The following is a 22,483-nucleotide window of genomic DNA, read 5'->3' as shown; positions in this document are numbered from 1 at the left end:
GGGGGATGCTGACCCCTCGATTCAAGCCGTTGCACTTTACAGAAAGCTGGAATCATTCGAGAAGGAGTACGCTTTGCCTACTATTAACCAGCTGGTTCGCCAGGGCCGTCGTTCCGTGCCCAAGAAGTCCAAGAACGCTGCTCTGCAGCACAACTCCCAGAAGCGCGGCGTGTGCACCCGCGTCTTCACCACGAGCCCCAAGAAGCCGAACTCGGCTCTTCGTAAGGTTGCCCGTGTTCGCCTTGTCAACGGCATCGAAGTTACTGCTTACATCCCGGGTGAGGGCCACAACCTGCAGGAGCACTCCATCGTGCTCGTCCGCGGCGGTCGTGTCCGTGACCTCCCTGGTGTCCGTTATCACGTCATCCGTGGCGCCTACGACGCTGCTCCGGTCCAGAACCGTATGCAGGCCCGTTCCAAGTACGGTGCTAAGCGCCCCAAGGCTAAATAAGCCAGATAACGTTTTGATACTTTCGCCGTGTGCCGCCTAAGCGCCGCACGGTAGACACTTAAGGAGATTTCACATGCCGCGTCGTGCAGCAGCTAATCGTCGTGAGGTTCAGCCTGACGCCGTTTACAACAACCGCCTGGTGACTCAGCTCATCAACAAGGTCCTTCTTGACGGCAAGAAGGCCACCGCTGAGCGCATCGTTTACACCGCTTTCGAGATCGTTGCCGAGAAGTCCGAGGGTGGCGACGCTCTCGCTACCTTCAAGAAGGCTATGGACAACGTCAAGCCCACGCTCGAGGTTAAGCCCAAGCGTGTCGGTGGCGCTACCTATCAGGTCCCGATGGAGGTCAACTCCCGTCGTTCCACCGCTCTGGGTATCCGCTGGATCGTCAACTTCTCCCGCGCTCGCAAGGAGAAGACCATGGCCGAGCGTCTCGCCAACGAGATCCTCGACGCTTCCAACGGCCTGGGCGCTTCCGTCAAGAAGCGTGAGGACGTCTTCAAGATGGCCGAGGCCAACCGCGCGTTCTCTCACTATCGTTGGTAAGTTAAGGTAAGGAACTAACATGGCTAAGCCTAAGTACAAGCTTTCCGATACCCGTAACATCGGCATCATAGCCCACATCGATGCCGGTAAGACCACCACGACCGAGCGTATTCTTTACTACACCGGTAAGACCCACAAGATCGGTGAGGTCCATGAGGGCGCTGCCACCATGGACTGGATGGTTCAGGAGCAGGAGCGCGGCGTAACCATTACCTCCGCTGCTACCACGTGCTTCTGGAACAAGGACGGTAAGGACTACCGCATCCAGATCATCGACACCCCGGGCCACGTTGACTTCACCGCCGAGGTCGAGCGCTGCCTGCGCGTCCTCGATGGCGCTGTCGCCGTCTTCGACGCCGTTGCCGGCGTTCAGCCCCAGTCTGAGACCGTTTGGCGTCAGGCTTCTACCTTCAACGTCCCCCGCATCGCCTTCATCAACAAGTATGACCGCGTGGGCGCTGACTTCTTCAACGCTATCGAGACCATGAAGGATCGTCTCGATGCTAACGCCGTGGCCGCTCAGGTCCCGATGGGCGCCGAGGACAACTTCTGGGGCGTCATCGACCTGGTCACCATGACTGCATGGGACTTCAAGGCCGACGAGAAGGGTATGACCTACCCCGAGCCGATGGACGAGATCCCGGCTGAGTTTGCCGACATCGCTGCCACCAAGCGCGAGGAGCTCCTTGACGCTGCTGCCAGCTTTGACGACGAGCTCATGGAGAAGATCCTCATGGAGGAGGACTTCACCGTCGAGGAGCTCAAGGCTGCTCTGCGCAAGGGCGTTCTGGCCAACGAGCTCAACCTCGTCTTCGTGGGTTCCGCCTACAAGAACAAGGGCGTTCAGGAGCTGCTCGACGCTGTCGTCGACTACCTGCCCAGCCCGCTCGACGTTGAGGCCGTCACCGGTACCGATCCGGACACCGGCGAGGAGATTCAGCGTCATCCTTCCTTCGACGAGCCCTTCTCCGGCCTGGTCTTCAAGATCATGACCGACCCGTTCGTCGGTAAGCTCACCTATGTCCGCGTTTACTCCGGCCGTGCCGAGTCCGGCTCCTACGTGGTCAACGCTTCCAACGGTCAGCGCGAGCGCCTCGGCCGCATCCTCGAGATGAACGCCGCCGAGCGTATCGACCGTGACGACGCTGCCGCCGGCGACATCGTCGCTTGCGTCGGCTTCAAGAACTCCACCACCGGTGACACCCTGTGCGAAGAGGGCAAGGAGATCGTCCTCGAGAAGATCGAGTTCGCTAAGCCCGTTATCGACGTTGCCATCGAGCCCAAGACCAAGGCCGAGCAGGACAAGATGTCCCTGGCTCTGACCAAGCTCGCCGAGGAGGACCCGACCTTCCAGGTGTCCACCAACCACGAGACCGGCCAGACCATCATCGCCGGCATGGGCGAGCTGCAGCTCGAGATCATCGTCGACCGTCTGCTCCGCGAGTTCAAGGTTGACGCTAACGTTGGTAAGCCCCAGGTTGCCTACCGCGAGACCGCTGGTCACGACGTCGAGAAGGCTGAGGGCAAGTTCGTCCGTCAGTCCGGCGGTCGCGGTCAGTACGGCCACGCCGTCATCAAGCTCGAGAAGATGGAGGAGGGCTTCGGCTACGAGTTCGTCAACGCTATCGTCGGCGGCGTCGTGCCCAAGGAGTACATCCCGTCCATCGACAAGGGCATCCAGGAGGCCCTGAACACCGGTGTTATCGCCGGCTTCCCGGTCCTCGACGTTAAGGTCACCCTGTTCGACGGTTCTTACCACGAGGTCGACTCCTCCGAGGCCGCCTTCAAGATCGCCGGTTCCATGGCTATCAAGGACGCCCTCAAGAAGTCCGATCCGCAGCTGCTCGAGCCGATCATGGCTGTTGAGGTCGAGACCCCCGAGCAGTACATGGGCGACGTTATGGGCAACCTCTCCGGTCGCCGCGGCAAGATCGAGGGTATGGAGGATCGCAAGAACAGCAAGCTCATCCGTGCCAAGGTGCCGCTGGGCGAGATGTTCGGTTACGCTACCGACCTTCGCTCCCAGACCCAGGGCCGTGCATCCTACACGATGCAGTTCGACTCTTATGAGCCCGCGCCCAAGTCCATCGTGGACGAGGTCATGAGCAAGAACGCCTAAGTTCGAGCTCCCTGTTACGTAATCCGCGAGAGCATCTCTCGCACTCTTTGGAGGTTTAAGTTGGCTACCCAGAAGATCCGCATTCGCCTCAAGGGCTATGATCACGAGGTCGTCGATCAGTCCGCGAAGCTCATCGTCGAGACCGCTCAGAAGACCGGCGCTCGCGTTTCCGGTCCTGTCCCCCTGCCCACCGAGCGCAACCTGTACACGGTTATCCGCTCGCCGCACGTGAACAAGGACTCCCGTGAGCAGTTCGAGATGCGCACTCACAAGCGCCTCATCGACATCCTCGACCCCACCTCGGGCACCGTTGATTCGCTCATGCGTCTCGACCTCCCCGCTGGCGTCGACATCGACATCAAGCTCTAAGCGATATCGCTCATAGCTTACAGAGCCCCGCTGCCATCTTGGTAGCGGGGTTCTTTTGTTTTGCATGGTGGTTTGGACTGCCGGGCAATGCTGCCGAGTAGGTGGTTGCGGCTCCCTATTCGCTCAAGGGACGCAGCGATGCCTCCTCAAAATGGAAGGATCGCAAGTCGTCTTCCGTTTCGATGCACGCGCGACCAAAGTCATCGACCGTTTTAAAGATGCCTCGCGTCAGCTCGTCTCCAGCGGGGGAGCGGGCGATAACGTGCTTCCCAATCCAATTGAGATGAGCGATATATTCGTCGTGGACGGGCGCGAGCGGACCGGCGTCTTCTTCCTTGGCGTTGAGGCGTTCTGCCCAGGCATCTACAGCGTCTATAACTGCGTGATAGACCTCATCGAGGAGCATGTCGACGGCGGGAACGTTCTTGTTGAGGCCTGACAGGCCGATTGCCGGCAGGCCGCCATCGGGCACCTCTTGGGGCGCATAGTTCACATTGACGCCAATGCCGCAGACGGCGAAAGGTTTGCCTTCGTTATCGCGTGCGGCCTCGACCAGAATGCCGCCGAGCTTGCGTCCTCGCGCGACAAGGTCGTTGGGCCATTTAAGGCGAATCTCGTTTGCAAGACCCTGCTTTTCGAGTGCTTCGAGCACCGCTAGGCCGCTGACGGCGGCAAGACCAGAGAACTTTGCAGGATTAACGCATGGGCGCAGGACAAGCGAAAGCAATAAGTTGCCGACGGTTGAGTCCCACTTGTGCCCGCGCCGGCCGCGTCCTGCTGTTTGAGCCCGGGCGGCAAGTCCTGTGCCGTGCGGCGCTCCCTGTTTTCCTGCTTCGAGCAGGTCATCGTTGGTCGATCCGGTTACGTCGACCACTGTTAAACGTAAATCCATGACAGCTGGTACCTCCTAAGGTAATAAGGCAATCGCGTAATGGTGTCGAGAGATAGACACAATGTGAAGCCTTTGTCGCATTTGAACAATTTAATGTTAACACGTCAACAATGACTGAAATGCGTTATCCTCTCTTGGTCGATGTAAACACGTCAACAACTCAAAGGAGGTTAGTGATGGGTTTCACGATACTGGGAACGGGCTCGGCACTTCCCGAGCGCAGCGTTTCCAATGACGAGCTGTCTGAGTTCCTCGATACCTCGGATGAGTGGATTTTTACCCGCACAGGCATCAAGAGCCGCCGCGTCTGCACCACCGAGTCACTCGACGACCTTGCCGTAGCGGCGAGCGAGCGGGCACTCCAGGTGTCCGGAATCGACGCGAGCCAGCTGGATCTAATCGTCTGCTCGACGACGACGGGTGACCACCTTGTTCCCGCTGAGGCGTGTGCCGTTGCTGAGCGACTAGGCGCGACGTGCCCTGCCTTCGATGTCTCGGCGGCTTGTGCCGGCTTCGTATTTGCGCTCGATGTCGCCGAGGGCTATATCGCCCGCAGCCGTGCCGAGCGCGTGCTTGTTGTTGCTGCCGAGCAGATGACGCGCGCGCTCGACTGGACCGACCGTGCCACCTGCGTGCTTTTTGGCGATGGGGCAGGCGCCGCAGTGATTGAAGCTGGGGGAGACAACCCCCTTGCCGTTGAGCTTTCGACGGCGCCCGACGTCGAGACGTTGCGCGTTCCCGGTCTGGTCGGTACCTCGCCGTTTAAGGCCTCCGCAGATAGCGCGAGTGTGCTGTCCATGAATGGCCGCCGCGTGTTCAAGTTCGGCGTCAACGCCATCTGCGACACGGTCCATAAGCTTGCGATCGATGCGGGCATTTTGGTCGAAGACATCGATCATTTTGTATTCCATCAGGCTAACGAACGAATCCTGAGCCAGGCGGTCAAGCGCCTGGGCGTGCCGGACGAGCGCGTAGTTCGCACGTTGCGCGAGACCGGCAACATTTCGAGCGCATGCATTCCGCTTGCCCTCGACCGGCTGGCAAACGCCGGTGCACTTCACACAGGCGACACCATCGCCTTGGTTGGATTTGGCGCCGGTCTGGATATAGGTGGCTATCTGCTTCGTTGGAAGTAGTCGCACATAGGAAATAAAAACGCCCTAGGGCACAACCAAAGGAGAACTACCATGGCAGATCAGAAGACCTTCGAGCGCGTTTGCGACGTTATCCGCGAGACCGCCGGCCTTGACGACGTCGAGATGAAGTCCGAGTCCACGCTCGAGGAGATTGGTCTCGATAGCCTGGGCACCGTCGAGATCCTCGTCGCCGTCGAGGACGAGTTTGGCATCCAGCTCGATACCGAGGAGAACCCCAAGACGGTCGGCGAGTTCGCCGATACGGTCGAGGCGGCATTGGAGAAGTAGAGATGCTCAAGACTCCTCTCTGCGATCTGCTCGGCATCGAAAAGCCCGTGTTCCAGGGCGGCATGGCCTGGATTGCCGACGCCTCACTGGCATCGGCCGTATCCGAGGCGGGCGGCCTAGGCATCATCGCGGCAATGAATGCCGACGCCGACTGGCTTCGCGACCAGATTCATGAGCTGCGCACCAAGACGGATAAGCCCTTTGGCGTTAACGTCATGCTCATGAGCCCGTTTGCCGACGAGGTTGCACAGGTTGTGATCGATGAGCAGGTGCCCGTTGTGGTGACTGGTGCCGGTAATCCCACCAAGTACATGAAAGCTTGGAACGATGCGGGCATCAAGGTCATCCCCGTTGTGGCTTCGGTGGCGCTCGCCCGTCTCGTGGCGCGTCGTGGAGCCACAGCGGTTGTTGCCGAGGGCACCGAATCGGGCGGCCATATTGGCGAGACCTCGACGATGGCACTGGTGCCGCAGGTCGTCGATGCGGTCGACATTCCCGTAGTGGCTGCCGGCGGTATTGCCGACGGCCGTGGCGTGGCGGCCGCCTTTATGCTGGGCGCTGCCGGCGTCCAGGTGGGTACGCGCTTTCTCGTTGCAAATGAGTGCACCGTCTCGGAGCAGTACAAGGAGATGGTCCTGAAGGCCAACGACACTTCGACGCGTGCGACCGGCCGCTCGACGGGACATCCGGTGCGCGCCCTCAAGAGCCCCTTCACCAACGCCTACGCCAAGAGCGAGGCGGCGGGCGTAAGTGTCGAGGAGCTCGGGGCCATGGGCACGGGCGCCCTTCGCAAGGCCGCCAAGGACGGCAATTACGAAGAGGGCTCGTTTTTGTGTGGACAGATTGCCGGCATGGTTAGCGAGCGCCAGAGCGCACGCGAAATCGTTGACGACCTGGTCGATGGCGCCGAGCGCGTCCTGAAGGGTGCGTCCGCATGGGTAGCGTAGCGTTTCTGTTTGCCGGCCAGGGTGCCCAACACCCCGCGATGGGCGTCGACCTGATCGAGACATCGCCGGCGGCCGCCGAGGTGTTCACCATTGCCGACGAGGTGCGCCCGGGGACCAGCGAGCAGTGCCGGAGTGCCTCCAAGGAGGAGCTCTCGCAGACCGAGAACACGCAGCCGTGCGTGTTCGTTCACGATCTGGCAGCGGCTGCCGCCCTGCGTGAGCGCGGCGTGGTACCTGCCGCCTGTGCGGGATTCTCGCTGGGCGAGGTCGCCGCGCTCACCTTTGCGGGGGCGTTCGATACGCGAGCGGGCTTTGGGCTTGTGTGCGAGCGCGCGGCGCTGATGGCCGCGGCTGCCGAGCGCCATCCGGGCGGCATGCGCGCCGTCATCAAGCTCGATGCGGCGCAAGTCGAGGGCCTGGCAAAACAGGCCGGCGAGGACTGCTGGCCAGTCAACTACAACAGCCCGCAGCAGACGGTTGTGGCCGGAGCGCCCGAGGCGATGCAGGAGCTCGACGTCCTAGTAAAAGAGGCTGGCGGCCGCGCCATGAAGGTCGCGGTGTCGGGTGCATTTCATAGCCCCTATATGGCCGAGGCGACCTGTGGCCTTGCCGCATATATTGAGGCCGGTCACGCGCCGTCCCCGTTGCTCATTCCTGTTTTGGCAAATATGACAGCGGCGCCCTATCCGGCGGACCCCCAGACGGCATCGGATGTCTTGGCCAATCAGGTGAGCCATGCCGTGCGCTGGGTCGATACGCTGCATGCTCTGCAGGATCAAGGCATCGACACATTTATTGAGGTCGGCCCCGGCAAAACGCTGTCCGGCCTGGTCAAGCGTACGTTGAGCGACGTTCGTGTGTATTCGTGCGAGACGGCCGAGCAGGTCGCAGCTATTGCCGACGAGCTCGCATAGTCCACAGGGCTGTAACCCGAAAGGAATGACATGGGCAACTTGAACAATGGCGCGCTCGAGCGCAACGACTCACGTCGCGTGGCACTGGTCACGGGCGGCTCGCGGGGTATCGGCCGCGCCTGCGCTATCTGTCTGGCGGAGGATGGCTACGATATCGCCGTCGTCTATGCCGGCAGCGTCGATGCGGCGCGCGAGACGTGCGAAGCCTGCGAGGCGGCTGGCGCCGCGGCACGCGCATATCAATGCGACGTGGCCGACCCCGCTGCCGTCAACGCGTGCGTGGAAGCGGTCCTCAACGACTTTGGCTCCATTTGGGCGCTCGTCAACAACGCTGGCATCACCCGCGATGGCCTGCTCGTGCGCATGGGCGATGACGCCTTCGATCGCGTGCTCGATGTCAATCTCAAGGGCACGTTCAATACGACGCGCGCGCTCACCAAGACCTTTATGCGCCAGCGCGGCGGCTGCGTCGTCAACATGAGCTCGGTCGTGGGCCTGATGGGCAATGCCGGGCAAGCCAACTACGCTGCCTCCAAGGCGGGCGTGATCGGCCTGACCAAGGCGGTGGCGCGCGAGCTTGCGCCCCGCGGCGTACGAGTGAATGCGGTCGCCCCCGGGTTTGTCGAGACGGATATGACGGCAAAGCTCTCGGAGAAGGTGCGTGCGGCAACCGAGGAGCAGATTCCCCTTAAGCGTATGGCGCAGCCCGAGGAGGTGGCCGGTGTGGTGCGCTTTTTAGCGAGCGATGCGGCTGCTTACATTACGGGCGAAGTCATACGCGTCGACGGCGGAATGGCGATGTAGAAACCAGAGCCACACAACGGCTTGGATGAGGAGACCATGATGGAACAGAGAGTTGCAATCACCGGCATCGGTGCCGTATCGCCGCTCGGCAACACCGCGCTTGCCACCTGGGCGGCCATGTGCGCCGGCACGTGCGGCATCGGTCCGATCACGCACTTTGATACCGATGCATTTGCCGTCAAGGTGGCGGCCGAGGTCAAGGGTTTTGACGGCAACGAGTACTTTGGCAAGCATGACGCCAAGCATCTCGACCCCTGTGTTCAGTTTGCGATGGCGGCGTCGGACGAGGCCATGCACGATGCGGGCTTTGATGTCGAAGACGCCATCGATCGCGAGCGCTTGGGCGTCTACGTGGGCTCGGGCGTGGGCGGCATGCAGACGCTTGTCGACAACGTCCACACGATTGCCGATCGCGGGCCTCGTCGCGCATCGCCCTACATGATCGCGATGATGATCCCCAACATGGCTTCGGGCAACATCGCGATTCGCCATAAGGCAAAGGGCCCGACCCTGCCCGTGGTGACCGCGTGCGCAACCTCGGCCCATGCGGTGGGTGAGGCGTTCCGCGCCATCAAGCACGGCTATGCCGATGCAATCCTGGCCGGCGGCGCCGAGGCCGCCATTATCCCCGATGCCGTTGCGGGCTTTACGTCCTGCCGCGCATTGACCACCAACCCCGATCCCGCGACGGCTTGTCGCCCGTTCGATGCAGACCGCGACGGCTTTGTGATGGGCGAGGGCGCCTGCGTGCTGGTACTCGAGAGCATGGAACATGCACGGGCCCGCGGTGCGCACATTTACGCCGAGGTCGTGGGCTACGGCAACACCGATGACGCCTACCACATCACGAGTCCCGACCCGGACGCGGCAGGTATCGCCCGTGCGATATCGCTGGCGGTGGCCGAGGGCGACGTTAAGCCTTCCGAGGGCCTCTACATCAACGCCCACGGCACCTCGACCAAACTCAACGATTCGTCCGAGACGGCGGGCATCAAACGAGCGCTCGGCGAGGACGCGGCGCGCGCCGCACATGTCTCGTCGACCAAGTCGATGACCGGCCACATGATCGGTGCCACGGGCGCCATCGAGGTCATGGCCTGTGCCATGGCGCTCGAGCAGGGTGTGGTGCCGCCGACCATTAACTACCACACGCCCGATCCCGCCTGCGATCTTGACTACACGCCCAATCGCGCGGTTCGCGCCGACCTTACCTGGGCGCTTTCGACCAATCTGGGCTTTGGCGGACACAATGCCGCCATCGCGCTGCGTAGATATGCAAGGAGCTAGAGCATGGATTCCAAAAGACTTGCTGAGATAGCTGATGTTATGGGGGACCGCGGCCTCACGCGCGTACGCGTTGAGGAGCCCGATGGCACCGCGGTCGAACTCGAGCGCGCGAGCGCCGCACAGCCGGTTGCCGTGCCCATGCCCATGCCGAGCGCTATGGCCGCTCCAGTTGCAGCTCCCACAGTCGCGCCTGCCGCACCGGAGCCCGCCGCGCAGACACCTGCCGCCGCACCGGAGCCCAAGGGCACCGAGGTGACCGCTCCCATGGTCGGCGTTTTCTATGCTGCCCCGGCGCCGGGCGACGAGCCGTTTGTGCACGTGGGCTCTAAGGTCAAGGCCGGCGAGACGCTCTGCATCATCGAGGCCATGAAGGTTCTCAACGAGGTAACGGCAGAGGCAGACGGCGAGGTGCTCGAGATCTGCGTGGCCGACGGCGACCTCGTGGAGTTTGGCAGCTGCCTCATGAGGATCGGATAGGTGATATCCATGAACAAAGAAGAGCTTAAGGAACTGTTGCCGCATCGCGAACCGATGCTTTTGCTCGACGAGGCCGAGCTGGTGGGCGACGAGGCCCACGGCAAGATCACGATTACGGGCGACGAGTACTTTTTGCAGGGGCATTTTCCGGGAAACCCGGTGGTCCCCGGCGTGATTCAGTGCGAGATGCTCGCCCAAAACTGTTGCGTGCTGCTGATGGGCGATGAGGAAGCGCGCGGCGCGACGCCGTTCTACACGAGCCTGGACAAGGTGCGCTTTAAGCGTCCGGTGCGACCGGGCGACACGGTGGATCTGGTGTGCTCCATCACGCGTGCGCGCGGGCCGTTCCGCTTTGCGACGGGCACCGCGAGCGTCAACGGTGAGGTCTGTTGCCGCGCCGACATGTCTTTTGCACTCATGCACGAAAGTTAAGGAAGGCTTCATGTTCGACAAAGTGCTCATCGCCAACCGCGGCGAAGTCGCGGTCCGTGTTATCCGCGCGTGCCGCGATATGGGCATCAAAACCGTCGCCGTCTATTCCACGGCCGATGCGGACGCGCTGCACGTGCAACTTGCCGACGAGGCGTATTGCATCGGCGGCCCGCGTCTTGCCGAGAGCTACCTCAACGACGATGCCGTGCTCACCTGTGCCGTAAAGTCGGGCGCAAAGGCGATCCATCCTGGGTACGGCTTCTTTTCCGAGAAGGCGAGCTTTGTACGCGACTGCGACAAGTATGGCCTGGCTTTTGTCGGTCCTTCGGCCGAGGTGATCGACAGCATGGGCGACAAGGACGCCGCGCGTCGAACGGCTGCCGCGGCGGGCGTGCCCATCGTGCCGGGCTGCGATTTGCTCAAAAGCCCCGAGGAGGCAACGGCCGAGGCCGAGCGCATTGGCTGCCCCGTGCTCATTAAGGCGCGTGCAGGTGGCGGCGGTCGCGGCATTCGCAAGGTCGATCGCGTGGAAGATGCGGCAAAGGCGTTCATCGAGGCGCGCGCCGAGGGCGAGGCCGTTTTTGGCGACGGCGAGTGCTACATGGAGAAGTTCGTCGCGCCGGCGCATCACGTTGAGGTGCAGATTATGGCCGATAAGCAGGGCCATGTGTTTTCGCTCGGCGAGCGCGAGTGCTCGGTGCAGCGCCGCAACCAAAAGCTGATTGAGGAGAGTCCCGCGCCGTGCCTCGACGGACACGACGACATTCGTGCTCGCATGCACAAGGCAGCGCGTGACCTGGCTCGTGCCGTCGGCTACGAAGGAGCCGGTACCATCGAGTTTCTGTATTCGGACGACGGCAATTTCTACTTTATGGAAATGAACACGCGCTTGCAGGTGGAGCATCCGGTTACGGAGTTTGTGACCGATACCGACTTGGTCAAGTGGCAGCTGCGCGTGGCGGCCGGCCAGCCTCTGCCCTTTGAGCAGGAGGACATGCCGGTCCACAACCACGCCATGGAGTGCCGCATCAATGCCGAAACGCCGGACTTTCTGCCGTCATGCGGAACGGTCACCGCGTTGCGTGTGCCGGGTGGTCCGCGCGTGCGCTGGGATTCCGCCATGTTTACCGGTGCGAAAGTCCCGCCGTACTACGATTCCATGCTCGGCAAGCTCATCGTGTGTGCGCCCACGCGCGACGGCGCCATTCGCAAGATGCGCTCGGCCCTGGGCGAGCTCGTGATTGAGGGCGTGAGCGAAAACAGCGAGCTGCAGCTCGACGTGCTGGCAAACGATGAGTTCTTGTCGGGCATGTACCACACCGATCTGATGGGGCATCTCTATGCTGATGAATAGAAAAGCGAAGACGGTCAACGTCCTCGAGGGGCCGATGACCGAGTCGTGCGCCGAGTTTCCCGCGCGCCACGTATTTATCAAGTGTCCGGAGTGCCGCCGCGTGATCGATGAGGCACGCCTGCACGACAACCTCGAGGTCTGCCCTCGTTGCGGCAAACACTTTCGCGTGAGCGGTCGCGCGCGCATGCGCATGACGGTCGATGAGGGCACGTTTGAGGAATGGGATGCCAATCTGGCGTCGGAGGATTTCCTCTCGTTTCCCGGCTATGCCGACAAGCTCAAGAGCGTGAGCGAGCGTTCGGGCGAGCGCGATGCCGTTGTGTGCGGCAGGGGTAAAATCTGCGGCTGCGATACCGCGCTCTTCTTTATGGATGCCAACTTTATGATGGGTTCGATGGGCTCCGTGGTGGGCGAGAAGATCTGCCACGCATTTGAGCGTGCGACCGAGCTGGGATTGTCAGTTGTCGGCTTTACCGTTTCGGGCGGCGCGCGCATGCAAGAGGGCGTGACATCGCTTATGCAGATGGCCAAGATTTCTGCGGCGGTTAGGCGCCACAGTGAGGCGGGCGGCCTGTATATCACGGTGCTCACTGACCCCACGACCGGAGGCGTAACCGCGAGCTTTGCCATGGAGGGCGATATTATCCTGGCCGAGCCCGATGCCCTGACGGCATTTGCCGGCCCGCGCGTGATCGAGCAGAACATGCACAAGCGCCTGCCCAAGGGATTCCAGCGCTCCGAGTTTTTGCTGGAGCACGGCTTTTGCGATGCCGTTGTTCCGCGTGGCGAGATTGCGCTCACGGTAGGCGAGCTGCTGGCACTGCACGAAGGGCACGCGCCCGGCCTGGGGGCACCGCATGAGATCGTGCATACGGGTCGTCGCGGCAAAAAGCTGGGACACTTGTTCAAGCGCTCGACCGCACCAAAAACCGCGCTCGAGATTGTCAAGCAGACCCGCTCGGCAGATCGCGCCACGGCGGGCGAGATGATCTCGCTGGGCCTGGATGGATTTGTGGAGCTGCATGGCGACCGTTACTTTGGCGACGACGCCGCCGTGGTGGCTGGCATTGGCTGGAAAGACGGGCGACCCGTGACGGTTATCGCCGTCGAGCGCGGTACCACGACCAAAGAGCGCATGCGTCGCAACTTTGGTATGGCACATCCCGAGGGCTACCGCAAAGCGCGTCGCCTTATGCGCCAGGCCGAAAAGTTTGGTCGACCGGTTCTGTGTCTGGTCGATACTTCGGGCGCGTTTTGCGGCATCGGTGCCGAGGAGCGCGGCCAGGGCGAGGCGATTGCCCAGAATCTCATGGAGATGAGCGGCCTCAAGACGCCGATTGTCTCGGTGGTGACAGGCGAGGGCGGCTCTGGTGGCGCGCTGGCGCTGTCCGTGGCCGACCGCATCCTGATGCTCTCGAGCTCGGCCTATTCGGTCGTGAGCCCCGAGGCCTGTGCGTCGATCCTGTGGAAGGATACCGAGCGCGCGAATGAGGCCGCCGAGGCGCTTAAGCTCACGGCCCCCGATCTGTTGGCGCTCGGCATCATCGACGGCATTGTTGACGATAGGGGCCTGTCGCATGAGGAGATCGCCGGTGCCGTCATGTCCTCGGCATTTGATGCCTTCGATACGCTTGGGCAGCTCGACGACGCGACCCTCACAAACCTCCGCTACGAAAAGTACCGCGCAATCGGTCAGTACCGCACGATGTGACAAAGGGACAGCCCGCATGTCATATTGGGAAAGGCGTTCCATGCTACAAGTTTCTAACACCTCGTTTACAACGTCGGTTTCATCAAACGCCATGGCCGTGGTGGACTATCTGTCCAAAAGCATGATGTCGGCGCTGCCGTTTATTGTCTGCGCGGCGTTGTTCCGCACCGTTGCTGTCATTATGGGCGAAGGTATGCTGGGCCTGTGGTCTGCCGATTCCGATATCTATCGCCTGTTCTACAGTTGGCTCTATAACGCCGGCTACTACTTTTTGCCCATTTATCTTGGTTGGGCGGCCGCCCGCCAGCTCGGTTGCTCGGAGCAGCTGGGCATGATGCTGGGCGGCGTATTGATTGCGCCCGATCTGCTTAAGCTCGTCGATGCCGCATCGACGACGGGGGCATCGATGACTTCCGTGTATGGTCTGCTTCCCGCGCCGGTCAACGATTACACGACGACTGTTATTCCGGTTCTCATCTCGGTGCCCGTGCTATGGCGAGTGGAGTGTTTCTTTAAGCGCGTTATCCCTAAGGCCGTGGCGTTTTCGTTTGTTCCGTTTACAACCATGCTTGTCATGGTTCCGGTTTCGCTGTGTATCACGGCGCCGGCGGGCAGCTATCTGGGCATGCTGTTGGGCCAGCTTATGTTTATGCTTGGCAATTCCGGTGGCATCGTGTCGCTGCTCACACTCATGGGGCTTGCCGCGGGTTGGGAGTTTCTTAAGATTGCAGGCGTCAGCAACGTTGTCCTATCGCTTGCCTATGCTCAGTTTATGAGTGTGGGAACGGATTCGTGCATCCTGATCGCCGCGACGATGGCGACGTTCGCCGTTTGGGGCATGCCCTTTGGCGCATCGCTCCGCGTTGCGGATAAGGACGAGAAGGCGCTCATGCTGGGCTACTCGATCTCGGGCGTGCTTGGCGGCGTAAGCGAGCCGGCGCTGTACGGTTGCGGCTTTAAATATGGAAGGTGCCTGACGTGCATGGCCATTGGCGGCGCCGTCGGAGGCCTTGTTGCGGCCGTGGGCCACGTTACGGCCTATACCATCGGCATGACGAATGTCCTTATGGTCATTGGCTTTGCCACGGGCGGCATCTCGAACCTGCTGTGGTGCTGCGTTGCCGGCGGTGTTGCATTTGCGGTGTCTGCGGCGCTGAGCTACTGCTTTGGCGTGGTGCCGGCGCAGGGACAGGCGGCAGAAGACGGGGCCGATTCACCCGAAACCTCGAAGAGCGTGGCCGAAGCAAGCGCATAAACCTGTGCGACACAAGGACGATTCCTTTGCCATATTCCAAGGCCGTGGCCCGTGTGGGTTGCGGCCTTTTTTGTATCTGGGGGACAAAGTGGCTACACTACAATCCGTTTGAGCAATAGATATATAGGTAGCACCGTGGGGGCGGATGTAGATGGTCGAGTGGATTGTTAAGCGTGCGCAGGGCGACCGTGCGCGCGTGGGCACGTTGACGGGCGTGGTGTGTATTCTCGCCAATGTGGCACTATGCGCTGCGAAGGGCGCAATTGGCGTGCTGTCGGGATCGGTTTCGATTGTGGCGGATGCCATGAACAACCTGTCCGATGCAAGCTCGAATATCGTGAGCGTGCTGGGCTTTAAGCTGGCGAGCAAGCCGGCGGACCCCGAGCATCCTTACGGACATGGCCGCTACGAGTATCTCTCGGGTCTGGTCGTGGCGGCGCTCGTGCTTCTCATTGGCCTTGAACTGGTGAAGTCCTCGTTTGAGCGCATCATCCACCCCGAACCTGTCGAGTTCTCGCTTGCCCTGGTGGCAGTCCTGGCGCTTTCGATGGTTGTTAAGCTGTGGATGGCGGCGCTCAACCAAAAGCTCGGCGATCGCATTGAGTCCGAGACGTTGCATGCGACCGCGCAAGATTCCAAGAACGATGTTCTTGCCACGGGCGCCGTGCTGGCGTGCGCAATTGTTTCGCAGGTGACGCACATCAATCTTGACGCATGGGTCGGCCTTGCCGTTGGCGCCTATATTGGCTGGAGCGGCTTTGAACTTATTCAAGATACGGTGAGCCCGCTTTTGGGTCAGTCGCCCGATCCTAAGCTGGTCAAGCATATTCGAGACAAGATCATGAGCTATCCCGGCGTTTTGGGCGTTCACGATTTGATGGTTCACGACTACGGCCCGGGCAGGAAGTTCGCAAGCGCGCATGCCGAGATGGCGGCCGAGGTCAGTCCGCTGGAAAGTCACGACACGCTCGATAACATTGAGCAGTCGTTTAGGGACGAGGACGGCATGATCGTCACGCTCCATTACGATCCCATCGTGACCGACGATCCAAAGGTGGCGAGCATGCGCCTGCGTATCAACGCAATGGCTCAGGAGATCGATAACCGCCTCTCGATTCACGACCTTCGCTGCGTGCCGGGTCCCACGCACACCAACGTGATCTTTGACTGCGTGCGTCCCTCGGATCTGCAGATGAGTGCCGAAGACGTAAAGCACGCGCTGGCACAACGGGTCGAATCGGAATATCCCAAGTCGATTGCCAAGATTACGATCGACGAAGACTACGTAGGACATACCCACGAGTAGGGCTGTGCCGGCAAAGCAGGTTATGCAGAAGGGGAGAGCATGAAGAAACTGTATCTACTCCGCCACGGTCAGACGGAGTTCAACGTCAAAAAGCTGGTCCAGGGCCGCTGCGATTCACCGCTGACCGACCTGGGCCGCAAACAAGCGGGAATGGCAGCCGCATGGCTCAAGGCCCACGGCGTCGTCCCCGACAAAGTTGTCTCATCACCCTTAGGCCGAGCTATGGACACGGCAAGTCTCGTCGCATGCGAGCTCCTCGGCCCGGACGCAGCAGTCGAGCCCTGTGAAGGCATTATCGAGCGCAGCTACGGCACCTTCGAAGAAGGCCCCCACGACGCCCTGCCCACCGACGTTTGGGATCCGGGCGAGGACCTGGTCCCCTTCGGAGGAGAAGGAAGCCGCGCGCTGCAAGAGCGCATGGTAGACACCCTCACCAATCTCATGGGCGCCGAGGGCATAGAAACCCTCCTAGCAGTAAGCCACGGCAGCGCCAGCCGCCAATTCATTAGAGCCGCCGCCCCAGAGGGCTTCGAGCTCCCAACAAAACTCCCCAACTGCGCCATCATGATCTTCGATTTCGATGAGGCAAAGCCACAAGCAGAAGGCGAACCTCATCAATGTAAGTTCACCCTCCAGCAAATAGTGGACCCCCAACAAAGTAATTAGCTGAGCGAGCAGAGTTAAGCAGACATCAACGTATCGTCTCCCGAGCTTGGCAGAGGGGCGGCGAAATATATTAAGTTTGTCGCGAGTTCCGCACGCAAAGGAAAGCACTTAATGTGCTTTCCGTCTTGCGCAGGACTGTAGAGCAGCAAACTTAATATATTTCGCCGCCCCTCTGCCAAGCTCGGGAGACTCCACGCACTTTACCTGCGTAAACAATGTGAGTGAAATATGAATCTCGATGGATACGCCCGCAGCCGTGTATACTAAACAGCTGTGTGAAACCAGGGGAGTATTCTGGCTGGACAAAATGCCTGCTTAATAGGGTTGTCAGGTAGTCCGGACGCTATACAAGGCTGGGGAGCACGTCGTGTAAGTAGTGGTCCTCTAGGGGCGTACGCTCGGTGGTGTACGCATTGTCCCAAGACCACGCGAGAGTTGGGATCATATCTTGATCAGCATGATTCTCGGCCGCAAGATTGGCATGACCCAGGTTTGGGACGAGGACGACAACGTCGTTCCCGTCACGGTCATCCAGGCTGGCCCCTGCGCTGTCTCGCAGGTTAAAACTCAGGCAACCGACGGCTATGACGCCGTCCAGATCGGTTTCGGCGACATCAAGGCCAAGAACGTGAACAAGCCCATGGCTGGTCACTTCGCCAAGGCTGGCGTCGAGCCTGTCCGTTTCCTTCGTGAGGTCCGCGTCGAGAACGGCGAGGAGCACAAGGTCGGCGAGGTCGTCACCGTCGCTGATTTCGCTGATGTCGAGAAGGTCGACGTCATCGGTACCTCCAAGGGTAAGGGCTTCCAGGGTCGCATCAAGCGCTGGGGTCAGCGCCGCGGTCCTATGACGCATGGTTCTCACTTCCAGCGTCACCCCGGTTCTATCGGTCAGTGCGCCTATCCTGCGCGCGTCCTCAAGGGCGTCAAGATGGCCGGTCACATGGGTAACGAGCGCGTTACCGTCAAGAACCTTTCCGTTGTCCGCATCGATGCCGAGCAGAACCTCATCTTGGTCAAGGGCGCTGTCCCGGGTGCCAAGAATGGTCTCGTCGCCATCCGTATGGCCTAAGGGCCCAGCCCATTTAGCCCAGCGTCATACCAAGGAGAACACTTAAATGGCAAAGTTTGAAGTAAAGAACAGCGAGGGCAAGAAGGTCGCCGAGGCCGAGCTCGCCGCTGAGGTGTACGGCATCGAGCCGAACATCCACGTTATGCACCACATCGTCAAGTGCCAGATGGCCTCTTGGCGTCAGGGCACCCAGTCCGCTAAGGGCCGCTCTGAGGTTTCCGGTGGCGGCAAGAAGCCTTGGCGTCAGAAGGGCACAGGCCGTGCCCGCCAGGGTTCCATCCGTGCTGCCCAGTGGCGTCACGGTGGCGTTGTCTTCGCCCCCAAGCCCCGTTCCTACGCTAAGCGTATGAACAACAAGGAGGTCAAGCTGGCTATGCGCTCCGCGCTGTCCGCCAAGCTGGCCGATGGCGAGCTCGTGCTCGTCGACGACTACGGCTTCGAGAAGCCTTCCACCAAGGCTGCCGTCGCCATGCTCAAGGCTCTCGGCCTTGAGGGCAAGCGTCTGACCATCATCGTTCGCGATGAGGACGTCAACGCCTACCTGTCGTTCCGCAACATTCCCAAGACGTTCATCATCACTGCCGACGAGGCCAACACCTACGATCTCGTCAACAACAACGCCGTGCTGATGCCCGCCGACATCGCCGCTCACTTCGGGGAGGTGCTTGCATAAATGACCGCCCACGAGATCATCATCCGTCCGATCGTGTCCGAGCGTTCCTTCTCCGGCATGGAGCTGAACAAGTACACGTTCGAGGTCGCCAAGGATGCTAACAAGTATCAGATCAAGGACGCTGTCGAGGAGATCTTCGGCGTCAAGGTCGTTCGCGTGAACACCCTGACGGTCAAGCCCAAGACCAAGCGCGTGCGCTATGTCGCCGGCAAGACCCGTTCTTGGAAGAAGGCCATCGTCACGCTGGCTGAGGGCGACACCATCGAGGTCTTTGGCAACCAGGCCTAAGACTCGCTGCTGTTGAGTGAGCTCATGCCTCCCAAATAGGGGAGGCGAGAGCTCAAGGTTTTGGGCGTATAAAATGGACACGCCCGGAACCGTGTATACGTCCGGTGTCATCGCACCCGAGGCAGAACCTCGAATCCCTGTCTGCGATGGCTAACGGATTCCTATTGAAAGGGATTGTAATGGCTGTAAAGCACCTTAAGCCGACCTCCGCTGGTAGGCGTTGGCAGACGATCTCCGATTTCTCCGACATCACCTGCACCAAGCCCGAGAAGTCTCTTCTCGAGCCCCTGCCCAAGAAGGCCGGTCGTAACAACAACGGCCGCATCACCACCCGCCACCAGGGCGGCGGCGTGAAGCGTCGTTACCGCGTAATCGACTTCAAGCGCAACAAGGACGGCGTGCCCGCCAAGGTTGCCACGATCGAGTACGATCCGAACCGTTCCGCTCGCATCGCTCTGCTGCACTACGCTGACGGTGAGAAGCGCTACATCCTGGCCCCCAAGGGCCTCGAGGTCGGTCAGACCATCATGTCCGGTTCTGACGCCGACATCAAGCCGGGCAACGCTCTGCCCCTCGCCGACATCCCCGTCGGTACGCTCATCCACGCCGTCGAGTTCCAGCCGGGCAAGGGCGCCGCTATCGCCCGTTCCGCCGGTAACTCCTGCCAGCTGATGGGTAAGGAGGGCAAGTACGCTATCGTCCGTATGCCTTCCTCCGAGATGCGCCGCATCCTCGTTACCTGCCGCGCCACCGTCGGTGAGGTCGGCAACGCCGATCACTCCAACATCGTCATCGGCAAGGCCGGCCGTAAGCGTCACATGAACGTGCGCCCGACCGTCCGCGGTACCGTCATGAACCCTGTCGACCACCCGCACGGCGGTGGCGAGGGCAAGAACCACACTTCTGGTCGTCCCTCCGTTACCCCCTGGGGTAAGCCGACGAAGGGCCTTCGTACGCGCAAGAAGAAGAAGGTCTCGAACCAGCACATCATTCGTCGCCGTAAGAAGTAATTTCGGATACCGAGTTTTAGGAGAAAGCACTTATGAGCAGAAGTCTCAAAAAGGGCCCGTTCGTGGAGACTCGCCTTCTCTCGCGTATCACCGCGATGAACGAGGCTGGCAAGAAGGACGTCGTGAAGACCTGGTCCCGCGCGTCCACCATCTTCCCCGAGATGGTTGGTCACACCATCGCCGTCCACGACGGCCGCAAGCATGTGCCCGTGTATGTTACCGAGTCCATGGTTGGTCACAAGCTCGGCGAGTTCGCGCCGACTCGTACGTTCCGTGGCCACAAGGCCAAATAGGGGGTTAACCGTAAATGGCAACTAAGTCTATTGAAACTGAGGCCACCGAGGTTCGCGCCGTCGCTAAGTACGTGCGTGTTTCCCCCAGCAAGGCCCGCCTGGTGGTCGATCTGATCCGCCGCAAGCCTGTCGCTCAGGCCTTCGACATCCTCCACTTCTGCGACCGCGCCGTCGCCGTGGATGTCGAGAAGGTTCTCCGTTCCGCCGTTGCGAACGCCGAGAACAACAACGGTCTGCGTGCCGACAACCTGGTTGTCGCCGCTGCCTATGTTGACGAGGGTCCGACGCTTAAGCGCATCCGTCCCCGCGCCAAGGGTTCCGCTTCTCGCATTCTGAAGCGTACTTCCCACATCACCGTCGTCGTTGCTCCTCGAAAGGAGGCGTAAAGCTGTATGGGTCAGAAAGTCTACCCCACCGGCTTCCGTCTTGGCATCACCGAGAACTGGCGCTCCCGCTGGTTCGCAGAGAAGGATTACGCTAAGACCCTCGGTAACGATCTCGAGATCCGCAAGTACCTCGAGAAGCGTCTTTCCCGCGCAGCTGTCTCCCGCGTCGAGATCGAGCGCGCTGGCGACAAGGTGAAGGTCATCATCCTCACCGCTCGCCCCGGCGTTGTCATCGGTAAGAAGGGTGCCGAGATCGATACCCTCCGCACCGAGCTCGAGAAGGTCGCTGGCGTCTCCAAGGGCCAGCTCTCCGTCGACGTTGTCGAGATCAAGCGCCCCGAGCTCGACGCCAACCTCGTTGCTCAGTCTATCGCCGAGCAGCTCGAGGGCCGCGTTGCCTTCCGTCGCGCTATGCGCAAGGCTGTCCAGTCCGCCCGCAAGGCCGGCGCTAAGGGCATCCGTATCCAGTGCTCCGGTCGTCTCGGCGGTGCCGAGATGGGCCGTCGTGAGTGGTACCGCGAGGGTCGCGTGCCTCTGCACACCCTCCGTGCCAAGATCGACTACGGCACGGCTGTCGCCAGCACCACCATGGGCGCTTGCGGCGTGAAGGTCTGGATCTACCTGGGCGAGAAGCTCCCGGGCCAGCCTGTTCCCAACCCTGCACTCGAGGGCTCTTCCCGTCCTCGTCGTCGTAACTCCGAGAGGAGGGGTCAGTAGTGCTTGCCCCTAAGCGTATTCTTCACCGCAAGGTGCAGCGTGGCTCCATGAAGGGCCAGGCCAAGGGTAATACCGAGCTGCATTTCGGCGAGTTTGGTATCCAGGCTCTCGAGGCCCATTGGATCACCAACCGTCAGATTGAGGCCGCTCGTATTGCCATGACCCGCTACATGAAGCGTGGCGGTCGTGTCTACATCACGATCTTCCCCGATAAGCCCATCACCAAGAAGCCTGCCGAGACTCGCATGGGTTCTGGTAAGGGTAACCCCGAGGAGTGGGTGGCCGTCGTCAAGCCCGGCCGCATCATGTTCGAGGTCAAGGGCGTGCCCGAGGAGGTCGCTCGCGAGGCTCTGCGTCTTGCACAGCACAAGCTTCCCATCAAGACCAAGATTGTTGCTGCTAAGAACGCTGAGCAGCGCATCGAGAAGGAGATGGCTGAGGAGGCCGCTCTCGAGGCCAAGTGGGCTGCTGAGGACGCCGCCGCCGCCAAGGAGGAGAACTAATGAAGCCCGCAGAGATTCGTGAGCTCTCGGACGCTCAGCTCGTTGAGAAGCTGAAGGAAATGCGCGCCGAGCTCTTTAACCTTCGTTTCCAGATGGCCACCAGCCAGCTGGACAACACCGCTCGCGTCAACACCGTGAAGAAGGACATCGCTCGCGTCCTCACGGAGCAGCGCGCCCGCGAGATAGCAGCGGAGAAGTCCGCTGTCGCCGAGTAGGACCTAAGGAGAGAACATGACTGATTCGCGTAACTCGCGTAAGGTCCGTACGGGTGTCGTTACCTCCGTCTCCGGTGCCAAGACCATTGTTGTCACCATCACCGAGCGCAAGCGTCACCCCAAGTACGGCAAGATGATGACCAGCTCCAAGAAGCTGCACGCTCACGACGAGGAGTGCACGGCTGGCGTGGGCGACACCGTCCGCGTTATGGAGACCCGTCCTATGTCCAAGATGAAGCGTTGGCGCCTCATCGAGGTCGTCGAGCGCGCTAAATAAGCAGTCGCTCTTACGACTTGTACGTTTCCGAAGATGTGCGTATGCCTGGTTTGCATACCACAGGCCGCCTAAAGGCTGCGCACCTCTCTTCGGTTCT

Annotated in this window: 27 protein-coding genes and 1 pseudogene; 27 read left to right on the top strand and 1 reads right to left on the bottom strand. The window is 60.9% G+C overall.

Annotated features, from left to right (window positions below; translation table 11 throughout):
* Positions 1–73: 73 nt before the first annotated feature.
* From rpsL to rpsJ, 4 genes are all read left to right on the top strand, one after another.
* A complete protein-coding gene (gene rpsL, locus AAAV44_RS05750) occupies positions 74–451 on the top strand; it encodes a 30S ribosomal protein S12 (protein WP_006235012.1) in 378 nt (125 codons plus the stop codon).
* Positions 452–524: 73 nt separating this feature from the next.
* On the top strand, positions 525–998 hold the full coding sequence (gene rpsG, locus AAAV44_RS05745; RefSeq protein WP_006235013.1) for a 30S ribosomal protein S7: 474 nt from the start codon (positions 525–527) through the stop codon (positions 996–998).
* A 19-nt stretch (positions 999–1,017) separates the two neighbouring features.
* A complete protein-coding gene (gene fusA / locus AAAV44_RS05740) occupies positions 1,018–3,117 on the top strand; it encodes an elongation factor G (protein ID WP_349114960.1) in 2,100 nt (699 codons plus the stop codon).
* 60 nt (positions 3,118–3,177) lie between these two features.
* Positions 3,178–3,486: a 30S ribosomal protein S10 gene (gene rpsJ / locus AAAV44_RS05735; RefSeq protein WP_022094184.1), complete on the top strand. Its 309-nt coding sequence runs from the start codon at positions 3,178–3,180 to the stop codon at positions 3,484–3,486.
* 115 nt (positions 3,487–3,601) lie between these two features.
* Here the strand turns inward: rpsJ and AAAV44_RS05730 are convergent, their stop codons facing one another.
* Positions 3,602–4,378 carry a biotin--[acetyl-CoA-carboxylase] ligase gene (locus AAAV44_RS05730; RefSeq protein WP_349114959.1) on the bottom strand — a complete coding sequence of 259 codons (777 nt, stop codon included), beginning with the start codon at positions 4,376–4,378 and terminating at the stop codon, positions 3,602–3,604.
* 176 nt (positions 4,379–4,554) lie between these two features.
* Here AAAV44_RS05730 and AAAV44_RS05725 point away from each other — a divergent pair, with 176 nt between their 5' ends.
* From AAAV44_RS05725 to rpsQ, 23 genes and pseudogenes are all read left to right on the top strand, one after another.
* Positions 4,555–5,514 carry a beta-ketoacyl-ACP synthase III gene (locus AAAV44_RS05725; protein WP_349114958.1) on the top strand — a complete coding sequence of 320 codons (960 nt, stop codon included), beginning with the start codon at positions 4,555–4,557 and terminating at the stop codon, positions 5,512–5,514.
* 51 nt (positions 5,515–5,565) lie between these two features.
* Positions 5,566–5,802, top strand: a complete 237-nt coding sequence (locus AAAV44_RS05720) for an acyl carrier protein (protein ID WP_349114957.1) — start codon at positions 5,566–5,568, stop codon at positions 5,800–5,802.
* Positions 5,803–5,804: 2 nt separating this feature from the next.
* Positions 5,805–6,749, top strand: a complete 945-nt coding sequence (gene fabK / locus AAAV44_RS05715) for an enoyl-[acyl-carrier-protein] reductase FabK (protein ID WP_271747290.1) — start codon at positions 5,805–5,807, stop codon at positions 6,747–6,749.
* Entirely contained in the window at positions 6,737–7,663 is a 927-nt protein-coding gene (locus tag AAAV44_RS05710; RefSeq protein ID WP_349114955.1) for an ACP S-malonyltransferase, read from the top strand. The genes fabK and AAAV44_RS05710 overlap by 13 nt, the downstream gene beginning before the upstream one ends.
* A 30-nt stretch (positions 7,664–7,693) precedes the next feature.
* Positions 7,694–8,467 (top strand): 3-oxoacyl-[acyl-carrier-protein] reductase, encoded by a 774-nt coding sequence (fabG, locus tag AAAV44_RS05705; protein ID WP_349114954.1) that lies wholly within the window; start codon positions 7,694–7,696, stop codon positions 8,465–8,467.
* Between the two features lie 39 nt (positions 8,468–8,506).
* Positions 8,507–9,754 (top strand): beta-ketoacyl-ACP synthase II, encoded by a 1,248-nt coding sequence (gene fabF / locus AAAV44_RS05700; protein WP_349114953.1) that lies wholly within the window; start codon positions 8,507–8,509, stop codon positions 9,752–9,754.
* A 3-nt stretch (positions 9,755–9,757) separates the two neighbouring features.
* Positions 9,758–10,231, top strand: coding sequence for an acetyl-CoA carboxylase biotin carboxyl carrier protein (gene accB / locus AAAV44_RS05695; protein ID WP_349114951.1), 474 nt, complete (start codon positions 9,758–9,760; stop codon positions 10,229–10,231).
* Positions 10,232–10,240: 9 nt separating this feature from the next.
* A complete protein-coding gene (fabZ, locus tag AAAV44_RS05690; protein WP_006235025.1) occupies positions 10,241–10,663 on the top strand; it encodes a 3-hydroxyacyl-ACP dehydratase FabZ in 423 nt (140 codons plus the stop codon).
* Positions 10,664–10,673: 10 nt separating this feature from the next.
* Positions 10,674–12,017 (top strand): acetyl-CoA carboxylase biotin carboxylase subunit, encoded by a 1,344-nt coding sequence (locus AAAV44_RS05685; RefSeq protein ID WP_349114950.1) that lies wholly within the window; start codon positions 10,674–10,676, stop codon positions 12,015–12,017.
* Positions 12,004–13,728 (top strand): acetyl-CoA carboxylase, carboxyltransferase subunit beta, encoded by a 1,725-nt coding sequence (gene accD / locus AAAV44_RS05680; RefSeq protein WP_349114948.1) that lies wholly within the window; start codon positions 12,004–12,006, stop codon positions 13,726–13,728. Before AAAV44_RS05685 ends, accD begins: the two co-directional genes overlap by 14 nt.
* A 40-nt stretch (positions 13,729–13,768) precedes the next feature.
* Positions 13,769–14,983, top strand: coding sequence for a PTS transporter subunit EIIC (locus AAAV44_RS05675; protein ID WP_349114946.1), 1,215 nt, complete (start codon positions 13,769–13,771; stop codon positions 14,981–14,983).
* A 151-nt stretch (positions 14,984–15,134) separates the two neighbouring features.
* Positions 15,135–16,289, top strand: coding sequence for a cation diffusion facilitator family transporter (locus tag AAAV44_RS05670; protein ID WP_349114945.1), 1,155 nt, complete (start codon positions 15,135–15,137; stop codon positions 16,287–16,289).
* A gap of 39 nt (positions 16,290–16,328) precedes the next feature.
* Positions 16,329–16,955 carry a histidine phosphatase family protein gene (locus AAAV44_RS05665; protein ID WP_349114944.1) on the top strand — a complete coding sequence of 209 codons (627 nt, stop codon included), beginning with the start codon at positions 16,329–16,331 and terminating at the stop codon, positions 16,953–16,955.
* Between the two features lie 448 nt (positions 16,956–17,403).
* A complete protein-coding gene (gene rplC, locus AAAV44_RS05660; RefSeq protein WP_035137484.1) occupies positions 17,404–18,024 on the top strand; it encodes a 50S ribosomal protein L3 in 621 nt (206 codons plus the stop codon).
* Between the two features lie 46 nt (positions 18,025–18,070).
* Positions 18,071–18,697, top strand: coding sequence for a 50S ribosomal protein L4 (gene rplD, locus AAAV44_RS05655; RefSeq protein ID WP_006235032.1), 627 nt, complete (start codon positions 18,071–18,073; stop codon positions 18,695–18,697).
* Positions 18,698–18,985: a 50S ribosomal protein L23 gene (gene rplW, locus AAAV44_RS05650; protein ID WP_022094197.1), complete on the top strand. Its 288-nt coding sequence runs from the start codon at positions 18,698–18,700 to the stop codon at positions 18,983–18,985.
* Positions 18,986–19,164: 179 nt separating this feature from the next.
* Entirely contained in the window at positions 19,165–19,995 is an 831-nt protein-coding gene (gene rplB / locus AAAV44_RS05645) for a 50S ribosomal protein L2 (protein WP_349114943.1), read from the top strand.
* A 32-nt stretch (positions 19,996–20,027) separates the two neighbouring features.
* Positions 20,028–20,288 carry a 30S ribosomal protein S19 gene (gene rpsS / locus AAAV44_RS05640; protein ID WP_006235035.1) on the top strand — a complete coding sequence of 87 codons (261 nt, stop codon included), beginning with the start codon at positions 20,028–20,030 and terminating at the stop codon, positions 20,286–20,288.
* A 14-nt stretch (positions 20,289–20,302) separates the two neighbouring features.
* The gene (gene rplV / locus AAAV44_RS05635) at positions 20,303–20,674 is read left to right on the top strand and encodes a 50S ribosomal protein L22 (protein ID WP_006235036.1); all 372 of its coding nucleotides are present in this window, start codon (positions 20,303–20,305) and stop codon (positions 20,672–20,674) included.
* A 6-nt stretch (positions 20,675–20,680) separates the two neighbouring features.
* Entirely contained in the window at positions 20,681–21,391 is a 711-nt protein-coding gene (rpsC, locus tag AAAV44_RS05630; protein WP_006235037.1) for a 30S ribosomal protein S3, read from the top strand.
* Positions 21,391–21,786: pseudogene (gene rplP / locus AAAV44_RS05625) on the top strand (50S ribosomal protein L16); the annotation flags it as partial. The gene rpsC and the pseudogene rplP, both read left to right, overlap by 1 nt.
* 107 nt (positions 21,787–21,893) lie before the next feature.
* A complete protein-coding gene (rpmC, locus tag AAAV44_RS05620) occupies positions 21,894–22,109 on the top strand; it encodes a 50S ribosomal protein L29 (protein ID WP_006235039.1) in 216 nt (71 codons plus the stop codon).
* A gap of 16 nt (positions 22,110–22,125) precedes the next feature.
* Positions 22,126–22,386, top strand: coding sequence for a 30S ribosomal protein S17 (rpsQ, locus tag AAAV44_RS05615; protein WP_006235040.1), 261 nt, complete (start codon positions 22,126–22,128; stop codon positions 22,384–22,386).
* The last annotated feature ends 97 nt before the right edge of the window (positions 22,387–22,483 follow it).

Source organism: Collinsella sp. CLA-AP-H1, from assembly GCF_040092945.1.
Lineage (GTDB): Bacteria > Actinomycetota > Coriobacteriia > Coriobacteriales > Coriobacteriaceae > Collinsella.
This window is presented reverse-complemented; position numbering and strand designations above follow the sequence as displayed.

Coding starts and splice junctions, on each gene's coding strand:
- rpsG (WP_006235013.1), top strand. CDS start 525: ATGCCGCGTCGTGCAGCAGCTAATCGTCGTGAGGTTCAGCCTGACGCC.
- fusA (WP_349114960.1), top strand. CDS start 1,018: ATGGCTAAGCCTAAGTACAAGCTTTCCGATACCCGTAACATCGGCATC.
- AAAV44_RS05730 (WP_349114959.1), bottom strand. CDS start 4,378: ATGGATTTACGTTTAACAGTGGTCGACGTAACCGGATCGACCAACGAT.
- AAAV44_RS05725 (WP_349114958.1), top strand. CDS start 4,555: ATGGGTTTCACGATACTGGGAACGGGCTCGGCACTTCCCGAGCGCAGC.
- AAAV44_RS05720 (WP_349114957.1), top strand. CDS start 5,566: ATGGCAGATCAGAAGACCTTCGAGCGCGTTTGCGACGTTATCCGCGAG.
- fabK (WP_271747290.1), top strand. CDS start 5,805: ATGCTCAAGACTCCTCTCTGCGATCTGCTCGGCATCGAAAAGCCCGTG.
- AAAV44_RS05710 (WP_349114955.1), top strand. CDS start 6,737: ATGGGTAGCGTAGCGTTTCTGTTTGCCGGCCAGGGTGCCCAACACCCC.
- fabG (WP_349114954.1), top strand. CDS start 7,694: ATGGGCAACTTGAACAATGGCGCGCTCGAGCGCAACGACTCACGTCGC.
- fabF (WP_349114953.1), top strand. CDS start 8,507: ATGGAACAGAGAGTTGCAATCACCGGCATCGGTGCCGTATCGCCGCTC.
- accB (WP_349114951.1), top strand. CDS start 9,758: ATGGATTCCAAAAGACTTGCTGAGATAGCTGATGTTATGGGGGACCGC.
- fabZ (WP_006235025.1), top strand. CDS start 10,241: ATGAACAAAGAAGAGCTTAAGGAACTGTTGCCGCATCGCGAACCGATG.
- AAAV44_RS05685 (WP_349114950.1), top strand. CDS start 10,674: ATGTTCGACAAAGTGCTCATCGCCAACCGCGGCGAAGTCGCGGTCCGT.
- accD (WP_349114948.1), top strand. CDS start 12,004: ATGCTGATGAATAGAAAAGCGAAGACGGTCAACGTCCTCGAGGGGCCG.
- AAAV44_RS05675 (WP_349114946.1), top strand. CDS start 13,769: ATGCTACAAGTTTCTAACACCTCGTTTACAACGTCGGTTTCATCAAAC.
- AAAV44_RS05670 (WP_349114945.1), top strand. CDS start 15,135: ATGGTCGAGTGGATTGTTAAGCGTGCGCAGGGCGACCGTGCGCGCGTG.
- AAAV44_RS05665 (WP_349114944.1), top strand. CDS start 16,329: ATGAAGAAACTGTATCTACTCCGCCACGGTCAGACGGAGTTCAACGTC.
- rplD (WP_006235032.1), top strand. CDS start 18,071: ATGGCAAAGTTTGAAGTAAAGAACAGCGAGGGCAAGAAGGTCGCCGAG.
- rplW (WP_022094197.1), top strand. CDS start 18,698: ATGACCGCCCACGAGATCATCATCCGTCCGATCGTGTCCGAGCGTTCC.
- rplB (WP_349114943.1), top strand. CDS start 19,165: ATGGCTGTAAAGCACCTTAAGCCGACCTCCGCTGGTAGGCGTTGGCAG.
- rpsS (WP_006235035.1), top strand. CDS start 20,028: ATGAGCAGAAGTCTCAAAAAGGGCCCGTTCGTGGAGACTCGCCTTCTC.
- rplV (WP_006235036.1), top strand. CDS start 20,303: ATGGCAACTAAGTCTATTGAAACTGAGGCCACCGAGGTTCGCGCCGTC.
- rpsC (WP_006235037.1), top strand. CDS start 20,681: ATGGGTCAGAAAGTCTACCCCACCGGCTTCCGTCTTGGCATCACCGAG.
- rpmC (WP_006235039.1), top strand. CDS start 21,894: ATGAAGCCCGCAGAGATTCGTGAGCTCTCGGACGCTCAGCTCGTTGAG.
- rpsQ (WP_006235040.1), top strand. CDS start 22,126: ATGACTGATTCGCGTAACTCGCGTAAGGTCCGTACGGGTGTCGTTACC.